Origin of the sequence: Devosia insulae DS-56, assembly GCF_000970465.2 — a bacterium.
GTDB classification, from domain to species: Bacteria; Pseudomonadota; Alphaproteobacteria; order Rhizobiales; family Devosiaceae; genus Devosia_A; species Devosia_A insulae.
Genome location: NZ_LAJE02000257.1, coordinates 1 through 12711, shown reverse-complemented (window position 1 = coordinate 12711; position 12711 = coordinate 1). Strand labels below are relative to the sequence as shown.

The following is a 12711-nucleotide window of genomic DNA, read 5'->3' as shown; positions in this document are numbered from 1 at the left end:
CGATGGTGCGGGGAGGTCTAGCGTGGCTTCGGACGTGCCATCTTTGATGCGGCCTCCTTAAGATGGTCCGGATGATGATGGCCGTAGACTTCAAGGAGCGTCTGCAGACCAAGTCCGAAATAGCCGGACGCAACCCACGGATCGATACCTCGCTGCATCCCCCAAGTGATGGCGGTGTGCCTGAAAGTGTGTGGCACGACCTGGCCGGTTAGGCTGCAATCACGCACCAACTGGCGGAATGACTTGTCGATCCGGTCAACACGCCGCCCGTTAAACTCGACAGCGAAGGCTTGGCCGTTCTTTCGCCAACGACGAAGATGCGCAAGTAGCGGCCCAGGCAGTGGGATTGTGGGCTGGCGTTTTTTGGTCGCCCGCTTGCTTTCGGCCTTTCGTGTCCAGATCCCGTTGTCCAGGTCGATGTGCCCATGGTCCGGGCGACGCTCAAAGCAAGCGTTCAAGATGTCTTGCTTGCGGCTGCCCGTGTAGGCGGCAACCAACATGAAACAAGCCAAGTGTCGGCGAGAATGCCAGTCGTCTGCCTCACCCGAACGCCCGTTTGAGGACCGCGTCCCTCGACGGGCAGCCCATAGAAGCTTGGCGACCTCCGATCGGGTCAGCCATCTCTGCCGTGCCGGCGGTTTTTTGGGGAGTGAGACCGGCGGGGCTTTCTCGAGAACTTGGATCGAAACAGCGTAGTTCATGGCGGCTCTCAATAGCTCAAGGTCCATGCTGGCCGTTCGATTGCGACCGACATGGGCAACATAGGCATTGCACGACGGCGCACCCACGTCAGAGACGTAGCCGGTCATCTTCGCTTTTGGGCGACCGGGCGGGGACATCGTCTGCATGGCATGCTTGGGGTCACCCCACCACGCGCCCAGTCGAGCTAGCCGAGAGCCGGTCTCTTTTGGCCTGGCGTGGCCGGGAACGACATCTCTCCCATAGAGCGTCAGCACATCGAGGATTAACGTCCGCGACGGCGCGCCGCCGAAGTCACGCGGCTCGTGCTTTTCGGCGATGTATTCTTGGAGCGCACGCTCAGCTGCTGCACGGTCTGCTGGAGCGCAGCCAGTGCTGCGCTTGATCGAGCCGTCCCGGATAACCCATCGCGACGCCTCGACACTTCCATTGCTGTTCCTCCGTTCCGGCTGAAGCCAGAGCCTCGGCCCTCTTCCGATAGGTCCACTCGACATTTGCTTCGCATCTCCGTCACGGCTTCAAGGCTGACGAAGAAGCGACGACCGATTTTCTCCAGCAGCAGATTGCCGCGTCGGGCTTCTGCCATAAGGGTCGCGGGTTTGATGGCACCACCAAAATACAGTTCGCACGCGCGTTCCAGCGTGACAGGAGCTGTTTCTCTTGCAATGTCAGTGTGTTGCGGCATTCTCGGCCAGCCGGTTGCTTCGTCTGGCTTCGATATAGCGGTCCATCGATGGGATGCAGCAGAAAGTCGAAAAATAGTGCTGCGCATCGCGTTTGTTAGGGGCACCGGGCGGCGGCATAGCTAGCCGGGCGGTTGCTGAGTGACAGCAACCGCCCGTATTCGGCAGCAATCCGGACCACCATCCCCGCCGGACGGTCGATGTAACGCGACCCTATACTTCTGTTAATGTATGGATATATATCAAATTAGGGTCGCGTTACAGTTCCTGCGCTCCGGCGGTGATACTTAATGCCCCGGCAGCCTTCGCCTTCTGGCGAGACTTGCGGGTTCTTGCGCGTCCGGCGGCTCGCTTCGCTTCCAGGATCGGGTCCTCGGTGCCGGTGTCCCGGGCAACCGCCTTGATGACGAGTTCCGCCATCTTTCCGCACGCCTCTGCTTGTGGGCATCCACAGCAGGGGGCGCACTCTCGCTGTGCGCCGGGGACGCCGAAGCACGACTGCCAGAGAGCAACAGATGACTTCGACAGCGCAGTTGCAGTCGATGTGAGTCCGCCTTTCACCCTGCGGGCGTCGACTACGATGCCGCGCATTTGGTCTATCGAGAGTTCGGTTCGAAAGGCCCGAAGTGGAAGCAACCTTAGCTCGACACTCCAATGTTCCGCTGTGCGAAGCCACGACTGGCGCCCCATGGCGGCGATTTGCTTCATGTGTTCGAACTGGCCGCGCTGCGCAGGCAGAGAGTGATAATTTTCCACGCGAAGTTGCTGGAAAGAACTAAGGCGGGACGTAAAGGTAACTTCATAGTCATCAAACTTCTCCGCGAATTTGAACTTCCAGGCAATGTCTGATTTGTGAGTGGGCCGCAGTTGATTTGGACGGGGAGCCGCCACTTTTCGTCCGCTACGTCCGACGGCGAACTCGAGGCAGTGAGAGATGTATTGATCGTAAGGGAGTTGAACCTCATCCGCATGCTGCCTCGCCACCCACAGCTGGGTGAATTCACGGGACGGCGCCGTTGCCGGAATGTCTACTCCTCTCACGTGCGGCCCAAAGTCTATATTGATATATTTCTCGACAAACCTCCTCAAGGCGGCGTTGTAGTGGCGACCAAATAGAATGGTGGCGCTGTAGGGGTCCGTGTATCGATACTCGAACCATTTCGTATTCACATAGTCCGCCTCTTTTATAAGATGTTCGCGTGCTACGCTCTTCGTCATTGTCACCAAGGAACGAAAGCGCTCTTGGGCGGGTGTTTGCGGGGTCATGGTCTCTCCGGTTGGAAATCGCGGTTTGCGCCTTCGATATAGCGCTGCATGGGTGGGCTTTGACCAAACGACCGATCGCGCGCCGAGCGCAGTTCTGGGCGCGTCAAACAGGTGGATCCAGATCCGGGATGATCGCGGCGCCAAAAAGCATCCCCTTCATCCCCGCGGGGATGCCCTAGGACTTCGCTTCCCCTAAAGAGCGCTTGGTTCCCCGCACGGGCTCGGTTTGGCTGCGGTTGACGATCGGTTCGACACGTAGGTCGGACCGGCTTAACTCGGCCCCTGATGTCGCACCGACGACGGCCGCACAGCCTCTTTCGAGCGAGCCCACAACGACTCCTACCTCTCGCCCAAGGCTCTCCGAGCCTGCTTCAGCAGTTCGTCGAGCTCGTGGGCCACCAGCTTCAAACTCTTCTCGGAGTTCTCCACTCGAGACTGAACCGTCGTCGAGAGACGGCGAGCAATCGTAAGATCATGGCGGATGCGACCTGCTTCTACCCGGAGCGCGATCGCCCAGACGAGTATCTTCTCTAATTCAGATTTGGGGTCCGCCGTTGGTGTCGCATGGCTGGACACGCTGACCCTTGGCGTGCCACCCCGCATCGCCTCCTCAATCAGGTGCACTACGCCAGCGTCATGGAACTGCTGGAGTGCAAGCTTCATCAGTTCGTGCGGATCGCACTCGAGCGAGCGTGCAAGGTCACCAACGCGCTCGAGCGGGAGTTTGGCGTCGCCCGTCTTGATCGCCGAGAGCATGTTGGCATGTCGCAGACCTGCGATGTGAGCTATCGCGCGTTGCGACTTTCGATGGCGCAATTCGTCGATGCGTTTGGCGACAAACATGGCGAGATCAGACGGCGTCGTCGCGGTGCGATGGGTGGGCAATTGGGTCTCCGACGTTCAAGAGCTACTGCTAGTTCAGCTATAGCTGTCGAACGTTGGGAGCCCGGAGGTAGCTCTGCTTGGCCTGAAGGGAACTGGACCGTCCCTAGCCTTTCGGCGCGATGCTGTCCGGTCCAGGAACCCCATCAATGGGGCGAGGCCTTGCCGCCGACTGAATCGCGACGGTGAGGTCTTCCCCAAACTGGGTAATCCGCTCATCGAGGCCCTCGATCTGGGTCTGCAGTAACACGGCGTTCGCGAGGATTTCCCGTCTGAGCCCGCTGACCTCCTGCAGTTCGACGATGACGGAATCGAGCTTCCGAGCCATCTCTTCCAACATGCGAACTTCGTCTTGCGATTTCGGATCGTGGACCATGACGATGATACTACCTCCTTCCCACGGTGATGGCATCACCGTTTCAACGTCATCGACATAGGTAGCTGGCGTATGCGGGCGAGCGAATGAACAGGATGACCGCGCGGTCGTTTGGAACGAGAGCCGCCACGGATCATATCCGCACTGACTTCTGCCGGCGACAACTGCCGGGTGAGCAGGGTCGCTCCATTGCCCAGATCTTGTTCGCTTCGCTACCCGCTTCACGAGTGCGTTTCGCTGCATCTCATGTGCGGTCGGGATACCTTTTCAGGGCCGGGATGCTTGAGGATTTCAGACCTCCTACAGTTTCGCTCGGGTCGGCGGAGAATAGCGGAGGACTGTTATCGGTGCTGGCGGATATCCCTCCCTGCGCCTCCCTCTTGTCGCCGCCGAACCGGTTGCATGGGCGACGCCTCATTCGTTTTACGTCAGGGAAAGGTATTGGCAAAAAGGGGCGTTTCGGGGTGTCCATGTAAAGCTATGACAACATAGCGTAACCCACAGTCGTATTTGACTACGACTGTGGTCAGAACCGTTTTACGTCAGGCCGTTTTTAGGGCTGTCAGCTGGTCCGTTTTGGGCGGTCGATTTACCAAGTGAGGCACAATGTAAACGTGACCTCAACTCCCGAGACATCGAGCGTCGAGTTTGCACCAGAGCGCTTCCGTCCTTCCGACGAGGCAAAGGTATACGCATCCGTGGAGTATCGAACTACCAATACGCGGGCGGTAAGCCGTCCGCTGAACCGCCGGTAGTCGCAACAGGCGTTCAGCGACACAATTCGTAGTGGCTTGTGTTCTTGGTTCGTTCTCGTTTTGCTAGATGGCTCGTTACGCGAGTCCGTCATGCCCTACACCGAACTTGTTACAGCCAGCAATTTTAGCTTCCTCAGTGGGGCCTCTCATCCCGCGGAGTTGGTCCACCAAGCGGCGGCTCTCGGCCTTGGCGGTGTTGGCATCTGCGACCGCAATTCCTTCGCCGGCGTGGTCCGAGGGCACATTGCCGCCCGTGACATCTGGAAGGTCGATCCCACGTTCCGCTACTTGGTCGGGGTGCGGCTGACCTTCAGTGACGGAACGCCCGACATAGTCGCGTATCCAACCGATCGCGCGGCCTACGGCCGTCTATGCGCCTTGCTAACAACGGGGAACCGTCGCGCACCAAAGGGCGAGTGCTACCTGACCATCGATGACCTCGCGGCCTTCTCAGAGGGGCAGCTCCTGATCATGCCAGCCGTCTTCTCGGAAGCTGGCGAGCATGCACTCGGGCGGTTGGCTAGGACGGCGCCGGCACGGGTGTGGCTGGCGGCCCGGTGCGAGTTCAAAGGCAAGGACGGCGCCAACTTGGCACGAACCGCGGACATGGCCGAGCGGTATGGTGTGCAGATGCTCGCGACGAACGACGTGCTCTTCCACCATTGGGACCGGAAGATCCTGCATGACGTCGTTACGTGCATACGAGAGCATCTGACGTTGGAGACTGCCGGCAGGCGGCTGCAGCAGAACGCTGAGCGCTACCTCAAGCCTGAGATTGAGATGCGGCGGCTGTTCGGGCGCTATCCTGCGGCGATCGAGGAGACGGAGCGGTTCGCCAGCATGATCCACTTCTCTCTTGAGGAGCTGAAATACAACTACCCCGAAGAGACCATCGGCAACGGGGAGACCGCGCAACAGACGTTGGAACGGCTGTCCTGGGCCGGCGCTGCCAGACGCTACCCCGATGGGGTGCCAGAGCGGGTCCGCCTCGGCCTCGAGCACGAGCTGCAGCTCATCGACCAGATGAAGTATGCGAGCTATTTCCTGACCGTGCACGACCTGGTGCGGTTCGCGCGGGAGGAGCGCGGCATCCTTTGCCAGGGACGCGGGTCGGCAGCCAACTCCGTGGTTTGCTTCTGCCTCGGCGTCACTGAGGTGGACCCGATGCTGGTGGACCTGCTGTTTGAGCGCTTCGTCTCGACCGAGCGCGACGAGCCGCCCGACATTGACGTCGATTTCGAGCACGAGCGGCGCGAAGAGGTGATGCAATACCTCTACCAGAAGTATGGGCGGCATCGGTGCGCGCTCACGGCCACGGTCACGACCTACAGAGCGAAGGGCGCAATCCGTGAAGTGTCAAAGGTCTTCGGCCTCTCCGATGACGTGATCCAGCGGCTCAACGGTATGAGCTGGGGCTGGAACGACACCGGCATCACCGATCAGCGCTTGCGGGAGAACGGCTTCGATCCAAGAGACGTCACGCTCCAGCATGTGCTCACCATCGTTGGCGAGCTGATGGGCTTTCCCCGGCACTTGGGGCAGCACGTCGGCGGCTTCGTCATCACCCGTGACCGGCTCGACAACCTGATCCCGGTGATGAACGCGGCGATGGCCGATCGAACCACCGTCGAGTGGGACAAAGACGATCTCGACGCGCTCGGCATCCTGAAGGTCGATGTCCTGGCTCTTGGTATGCTGAGCTGTATACGCCGGACCTTCGAGCTGCTCCACACTCACTACGGGCAGGACCTTACCCTGTCGTCGGTGCCTTCCGAGGATTCCCGCACCTACGCGATGATCCAGCGCGCCGACACAATCGGCGTATTCCAGATCGAAAGCCGGGCGCAGATGTCGATGCTGCCGCGGCTGAAGCCGGCAAAGTTCTACGACCTCGTCATCGAGGTCGCCATCGTCCGGCCTGGCCCGATCCAGGGCGGCATGGTGCACCCATACCTGAAGCGCCGGCTGGGACTCGAGCCGGTAAGCTACCCGTCCGCGGAGCTCGAGGCCGTGCTGAAAAAGACCTACGGGGTGCCGCTGTTCCAGGAACAGGCGATGAAGATAGCCATCGTGGGCGCCGGGTTCTCACCTGGCGCAGCAGACCAGCTTCGTCGCTCGATGGCGACGTTCAAGCGCACCGGGGGGGTGGGCAAGTTCAAGGCGGACTTCATCGGCGGCATGCTGAAGAACGGCTATCAGCAGGACTTTGCCGAAGCCTGCTTCAAGCAGATCGAGGGGTTCGGCAGCTATGGCTTCCCCGAGAGTCACGCGGCTTCGTTCGCGCTGCTGGTCTACGTCTCTTGTTGGCTCAAGTGCCACTACCCGGACGCGTTCGCCTGCGCGCTGCTCAACAGCCAGCCGATGGGGTTCTACGCACCCTCGCAGATCGTCCGAGATGCTCAGGAACATGGGGTCGAGGTCCGTAACGTCGATGTCAACCGATCAGACCTGGTGTCGGTCCTGGAGCCCGGCACGGATGGCTCCGACCGCGTCTGGCGCCAGCATGCCGACATGCGGAACGACATCCGCTCGACCAACGCCATCCGGCTCGGCCTAGGTTTCGTCAAAGGGCTCAGTGACGACGACTGCAACCTGATCGTTGCTCGCCGTGGCCGCGGTTACGACAGCGTGCGCGATCTGTGGCTTCGGACCGGACTGCCACCGGCCACACTTCAGAAGCTTGCCGATGCCGACGCCTTCCAGTCGATCGGCCTCAACCGGCGCGATTCTCAGTGGGCGGTTCTTGGACTCCAAGGTGGCGACGGTGCAGAGAACCTGCCGCTCTTCGTAGCCGCTGGCCGACCTAGTCACCGCGATGAACCGGACGCAAACTTGCCGCCTATGCCGCCGGGCGAGCAGGTGATCCACGACTACAGGACCCTCAGCCTGTCACTGAAGGCGCACCCCGTCAGCTTCCTGCGCCAGAGCCTGACGTTAAAGGGGATCGTCCCGGCCGGGTCACTGCGCGACATTCCCGCCGGCCGCGTTGTAACGACGGCTGGGGTCGTCCTTGTCCGCCAGCGGCCAGGCACCGCCAGCGGCGTCATTTTCGCCAGCCTGGAGGACGAGACTGGGCTCGCCAATATCATCGTCTGGCCCAAGGTATTCGAGGCCAATCGTGCTGTCGTGCTCGGGTCGCGACTTATGGCGGTGCGGGGTGAAGTCCAGAAGGAAGGTCTGGTGGTTCATGTCATCACGCGCCAGGTGTTCGACATGACGCCGATGCTGCTCGACCTCGCCAGCGGGCTCGACATCGGCGAGGGCATGATCGCGAATGCCGATGAGGGGAAGACCGGTCCCCATGGCAGCGCGCGTGGCTCGGACAAGCAGCACGAGCTTGAGGCAGAACGAAAGCGCATCCGTGATGCGCTGCCGTCCGGCCGCAACTTCCACTGAGATGCAGCCATGCCCACCTTTGAGGTTCGCACGCTGCGGCAATTTCTTGAGAGCGACCAGGTCATCGACTGCGACTGCTCGAACTACTGGGTTTGTTCCCACAGCGGGCCTCTCCGGATCGAGCTGGCAATCCAGCGGCTAGGCTGGGATTTTGACTTCTACGAGCGCCGGACCGAGTTGGCGGCACACGTCTACTGCTCGGTGTGCGGCAAGCTGCGCCCGGCGTTCCGGTTGGGATGGAAGACTCGGCCCGCTGCCTACACCGGAACCCACGGCGCAGGGGCAGTGGTGCGCAGCGTGCTCGCCGCACCGGAGCGCATGCAAGAGTGGGTGGAACCGGGTGACTGGAAGGTTGGTGGTGCTAGCGTGAGGCGGTTTGGTCCCCGTCGCTAGATCAGCTTAGCGTCAATTGCGCACATTCTTACTAGGCCGCGATGTAGCGGTCCTTCTTCATCTTTATCATGAAGCCTTTGGCCTCATGAAACTGGATACTCGACAAGGACTTGTTCCGAATGACCTCGTAGCTGGCGCGCGCGGATACTGGCTCCACTAGCCGACCCAAATGAACTGCCAAGTAGGGGCTTGTGCTTCCCGATGTGAGATGCATGTCAACGCCCTTGGCCCGGTCTTGCGTTGCATACCGGCCGGTATGATAGGTAAAGCCAATAGTGCAGCTGCCAAACCCGTCCCAATCCGCCCAATCTTGATCCTTATCTTTCAGGATAGTCATGGTGCAGCTCGCGGTGGTTATCCAACGTATGAGGACGCCCTCGGCTGTCTTTTGATCGATGCGCGATATCTCAGCAAACTTTGTATAAAAAATAGACCCTCCGCGGTCCTCTTCATCTAGCGAAAAATCAGCTGATCGCAGTGCGTCAATCCCTACGGAAACAACCGTTGGAGCGCTGAAGCCAGCAAGAACAAGTTTTCCAGAACCTTCAGCGTAGAGCCGGGCTGGCTCAAGTATCTTTCTCTTGTATAGGGCCGCGACACTAAGCAGCTGACTATCGTTGTCCTTCAAAGGCCGCCTCCCCATTTGAGTGGGTTTAGACTGGGCTGGCGCAGACAGGAGGTCAAGTTGAAATCCTGGAATCGTTTGAGTTTTGGGGCACGTGGCAGCCGCAGCTGAAGGTGGGCCACATGAATACTTTGGATAGGAGCTAGAACAGGGACACCTGGGACGGCGACGCCGGCGAAAGACGCAGGGGGATGTGGCCCGGTTTCGCCGATCACTGGCGCGAACCTCAATGGCAGTGTGGCCACGACCTCGAGGACACCATCTGGCAGCGGCCCCTGTGGTGACCGTGCTTCGCTCCAGGGTGCCCGAAGCCAAACGTCCCACTCCTCGAGCGAGCGCAAAATCAGCGCCATAGCCCTGTCGTGGATCGGCGCCACGACGTTGTTCGGCTCCGTCGTGAAGAACGCATAGACCTCCGCCGCTGAAAGAGGTCAAATAGACGCGCCTGATCTGATGTGGAGCTATCGTATTGTGTAAGTCTATCTTGGGACGAATTCGCGATTTGTGATTTTGGTAGTTCCGGACGGGAACGAGAGGCCAGACCATGGTTCACTTTATCTTGGTTCACGGAACCTTTGTCCGGGGCGCGAGCTGGACCCGCGCGGGTTCGTTCCTACAGAGGGCCCTGCGCGAACAGGTGTCGGGCGACGTCAGCTTCTCTCGATTAGCGTGGTCCGGCAGGAATTCGGCGAAGGACCGCGAAAAGGGTGCCAAACGACTTAGTGACGCAGTTGCCACGTTGAGAAAAACGCGACCCGACATTCCGATAATCCTTGTCGGCCACAGCCATGGTGGAAGTCTAGTGGCCTATTACGTGAAAAGCTCGTTGACCGCTCGCGATGACATCGCGGGCTCCGTATTTTTGTCGGTGCCATTCTATGCCTGCAGGCCGGATGCCACGTCCATCCGGCTCCTGCCGCAAATAGTCACCGTATTAATGCTTTTTATCTTCCCCGCGCTTGCCACCATCTCAGTGCCGCCGATCTGGGATTGGATCAGCGGGCCTTCAGGCGACCGCCTAGTTGGCGCCGATCTTGCCGCCCTTTTTCTGCTGTCGTTCGGCATCGGGCTGATTTTGCTGGCTCTGATATCCTATCGGCTGACTGAGAAGGTCTATCGAAGGGTCTGGCAGCTTGTCCGCCGCGAATGCGCATCCCTGCAAACCTGCGAGCTACCGCCGGGCAACTACCTATTCGCACGCGTTACAGGGGATGAGGTCGCCCGGGGACTGCAATTTGGGCTGACGCTACTACGGGTGGTTCGCTTCAGCTGGTTCTTGGCATCGCAACCGTTGCGTATTGCGGAGAACCTTACACTGGCGTCGAACCGACCATGGTGGCTGACGCTGCTCGACGTCCCCATGCGGGTGGGAGTGGTCGTGATTGCGGAAGCTGCGTCGCTTTTTGTCGCGTTCGGAGGGCCGTGGATCTTTCCGGACCGAGCGATTTCGTTTGTCTTCCATATGGTGTTGGCAGTTTGGGGGTGGTCTGACCCATTCATGGTCGCCTTGGCGGTAGCAGCGGCAGTGATCGTATCGTTCCTCGTCGTTCTTGTGACGCTCCCCATACTGGCATTGTTCGCCTGCATTTTCGGAATGTTGATCACCCACACGCTAGGTTGGGTATCGTTCGCGACCAGCATCTTCGCCGACATCAATATTGAACCGACGCCGTTTGGCGATGTGCGATTTCTGCATTTGAGATGGGAAAAGCGACCAGGCGCTCGGCCAACCTTTAACGTCGCCCCCAATCATGGCCGAGTTTACGATGACCCAACGCTGGCAAACACCCTGGCCACATGGCTCCGAAGCGAAGCCTCATGCCCCAACTTGAACAGTTCATTGCACTCGAATGGAGAGAGCGCCGAAGGCACGAGCTGAATCTGCGAGGAGAACGCAACGGTTGGATCGATGCTACAGTAAAGTTGTTTGCGATGGCGGCCCTGCCGATAGCCGCAGCGGATCCGGTCCTGTTTCCCCTATCACCGGCGCGAACTTCAGAGGCAGCGTCGCGATAACCTCAAGCACACCACCGGGTAACGGCCGCTGTAGGGACCGTGCCTCGCCCCAAGGGGCTCGAAGCCACACGTCCCATTCCTCTGCGGTGCGCAAGATGACAGGCATGGCTTTCTGGTGGATTGGCGCCACAACATCGTTCGGCTCCGTCGTGAAGAAGGCGTAGACCTCGTGGTCGAGCGGTCCCTCGTCCTTGCGTCGGGTGCCGTGCCAGCTCGTCCGTAGCCCAGCGAAGAAACTCAAAGGCATCGACGTATCGAGAGCGAACCAGGCGTTGCCGGAGGTGCCGTCGGGAAGCTTTGTCGGCTCCGCGAAACTATCGAACGGCACCAGGCAGCGGTGCTCGACTCCCAAGTAACCTTTCCAGTCGTCGAACCAAGGGTGCCGAACGTTGGTCGTCCCCTTATTGACCTTGTCGGTGACCGCGTCCTTCAACGACGGAAGCCCCCAGCGAGCCAGCGAGATCACGCGCCCGTCTTCGGCCTGCCGCACAATTGGAGCGTTGTAATCCGGGTAGACCGACAACGGAGGAACGTTGCGCATGGCGCGTTCCCATTCCATACGAAGGCGCATCATCGCTTCGCTCGTCGTCGTGATGTTGTATTGGTTGCACATGGGGTGAGGTTACCGGCCGTGCGAGCAGGGTCAACCTCTGAGGACTCGGAACCGATTCGCGCCGGTGATATTGAGTCCGTTATGTGCAGGGGTTCCGAATGTCGGCCGTGAAGGCGGTCCCGCCCAAGAAGCAGCGCGGCCGCGGGGACTCGGATTCTGTTCCCCTCACTCGTCCTGCCTTCCGACCACCGCAGCTCGCCACACTCGAGCGCAACATCCCCAAGGGCGACTGGCTGTTCGAGATGAAGCTTGATGGCTACCGGATGCAGGCGGCAATCGCTGGCAGTGAGGTGCGACTCTTCACGCGCAATGGTCATGACTGGACGCGGCAGTTCGGGTATGTGGCGCCGGCGCTGTCGCGGCTGACCAAGGGCACGGCGCTCATCGACGGCGAGCTCGTGGCGATCGACGCAAACGGCCGCACCGATTTCGCGCTGCTCAAGAACAGCCTCGACGGCATCAAGCCGGTCGTGTTCTACGCTTTCGACCTGCTTGAGCAGGATGGTGAGGATATCGCCCGGCTGCCCCAGCTCGAGCGCAGCCAACGGCTCGAGGCGTTGCTGGCCAACGTGCCGTCCGAGGACCCGATCGCCTTCTCAGAACACATCGTCGGTAGCGGCGAGGACGTGTTCAAGGCCATGTGCGAGGGAGGCTTCGAGGGCATGATCGCTAAGTCGCCTACCGCCCGCTACTACGGCGGCGACCGCTCCTCCGCCTGGCTCAAAATCAAGTGCGTGAAGCGCCAGGAGTTCGTGGTGATCGGCTGGCGCCCACCGGACTACGGCGTCGACAACGTGCGCGGGCTGTTCCTTGCCACCTATGAAAACGACAAACTCGTCTATCGCGGCGGCGTCGGCACCGGCTTCACTGACCGCATGCGCCGCGAGGTTTGGGAAGTGCTGCAGCTTATTCGCACTGATGAGCCTCCGCCGGTGGTCGGTATGCCCAGGACCGAAGCGCGTGCCGCCCGCTGGGTCGAGCCGCGGCTGCTCGCGGAAGTCGAGTTC

The 12711-nt window shown here is 60.3% G+C and carries 10 protein-coding genes; 4 read left to right on the top strand and 6 right to left on the bottom strand.

Going from position 1 to position 12711, the window contains the following annotated elements; genetic code table 11:
- Nucleotides 1-17: 17 nt before the first annotated feature.
- From VW23_RS18195 to VW23_RS18180, 4 genes are all read right to left on the bottom strand, one after another.
- Nucleotides 18-809, bottom strand: coding sequence for a tyrosine-type recombinase/integrase (locus tag VW23_RS18195; protein ID WP_176730432.1), 792 nt, complete (start codon nucleotides 807-809; stop codon nucleotides 18-20).
- An 831-nt stretch (nucleotides 810-1640) separates the two neighbouring features.
- Nucleotides 1641-2648, bottom strand: coding sequence for a hypothetical protein (locus tag VW23_RS18190; RefSeq protein WP_069910965.1), 1008 nt, complete (start codon nucleotides 2646-2648; stop codon nucleotides 1641-1643).
- Nucleotides 2649-2987: 339 nt separating this feature from the next.
- The gene (locus tag VW23_RS18185) at nucleotides 2988-3533 is read right to left on the bottom strand and encodes a helix-turn-helix domain-containing protein (RefSeq protein WP_069910964.1); all 546 of its coding nucleotides are present in this window, start codon (nucleotides 3531-3533) and stop codon (nucleotides 2988-2990) included.
- A gap of 103 nt (nucleotides 3534-3636) precedes the next feature.
- Nucleotides 3637-3906, bottom strand: a complete 270-nt coding sequence (locus VW23_RS18180; RefSeq protein ID WP_069910963.1) for a hypothetical protein — start codon at nucleotides 3904-3906, stop codon at nucleotides 3637-3639.
- Between the two features lie 845 nt (nucleotides 3907-4751).
- Here VW23_RS18180 and VW23_RS18175 point away from each other — a divergent pair.
- Both VW23_RS18175 and VW23_RS18170 read left to right on the top strand, forming a co-directional pair.
- Nucleotides 4752-8057, top strand: a complete 3306-nt coding sequence (locus tag VW23_RS18175; protein WP_069910962.1) for an error-prone DNA polymerase — start codon at nucleotides 4752-4754, stop codon at nucleotides 8055-8057.
- Nucleotides 8058-8066: 9 nt separating this feature from the next.
- A complete protein-coding gene (locus tag VW23_RS18170) occupies nucleotides 8067-8450 on the top strand; it encodes a hypothetical protein (RefSeq protein ID WP_069910961.1) in 384 nt (127 codons plus the stop codon).
- A 31-nt stretch (nucleotides 8451-8481) separates the two neighbouring features.
- Here VW23_RS18170 and VW23_RS18165 read toward each other — a convergent pair whose 3' ends face one another.
- Nucleotides 8482-9078, bottom strand: coding sequence for a hypothetical protein (locus tag VW23_RS18165; RefSeq protein WP_069910960.1), 597 nt, complete (start codon nucleotides 9076-9078; stop codon nucleotides 8482-8484).
- Between the two features lie 541 nt (nucleotides 9079-9619).
- Here VW23_RS18165 and VW23_RS18160 point away from each other — a divergent pair.
- A complete protein-coding gene (locus VW23_RS18160; protein WP_069910959.1) occupies nucleotides 9620-10954 on the top strand; it encodes an esterase/lipase family protein in 1335 nt (444 codons plus the stop codon).
- Nucleotides 10955-10987: 33 nt separating this feature from the next.
- Here the strand turns inward: VW23_RS18160 and VW23_RS18155 are convergent, their stop codons facing one another.
- Nucleotides 10988-11704 (bottom strand): SOS response-associated peptidase, encoded by a 717-nt coding sequence (locus VW23_RS18155; protein ID WP_084646287.1) that lies wholly within the window; start codon nucleotides 11702-11704, stop codon nucleotides 10988-10990.
- A 98-nt stretch (nucleotides 11705-11802) separates the two neighbouring features.
- Between VW23_RS18155 and ligD the strand changes: the two genes are divergently transcribed.
- On the top strand, nucleotides 11803-12711 hold a 909-nt coding region (ligD, locus tag VW23_RS18150), incomplete at its 3' end, for a non-homologous end-joining DNA ligase (protein ID WP_201788071.1).

Bases quoted from the DNA above. Each gene is read 5' to 3' on its own strand.
- VW23_RS18195 (WP_176730432.1), bottom strand. From the start codon at position 809: ATGACCGGCTACGTCTCTGACGTGGGTGCGCCGTCGTGCAATGCCTAT.
- VW23_RS18180 (WP_069910963.1), bottom strand. From the start codon at position 3,906: ATGGTCCACGATCCGAAATCGCAAGACGAAGTTCGCATGTTGGAAGAG.
- VW23_RS18160 (WP_069910959.1), top strand. From the start codon at position 9,620: ATGGTTCACTTTATCTTGGTTCACGGAACCTTTGTCCGGGGCGCGAGC.
- VW23_RS18175 (WP_069910962.1), top strand. From the start codon at position 4,752: ATGCCCTACACCGAACTTGTTACAGCCAGCAATTTTAGCTTCCTCAGT.
- VW23_RS18155 (WP_084646287.1), bottom strand. From the start codon at position 11,704: ATGTGCAACCAATACAACATCACGACGACGAGCGAAGCGATGATGCGC.
- VW23_RS18170 (WP_069910961.1), top strand. From the start codon at position 8,067: ATGCCCACCTTTGAGGTTCGCACGCTGCGGCAATTTCTTGAGAGCGAC.
- VW23_RS18190 (WP_069910965.1), bottom strand. From the start codon at position 2,648: ATGACCCCGCAAACACCCGCCCAAGAGCGCTTTCGTTCCTTGGTGACA.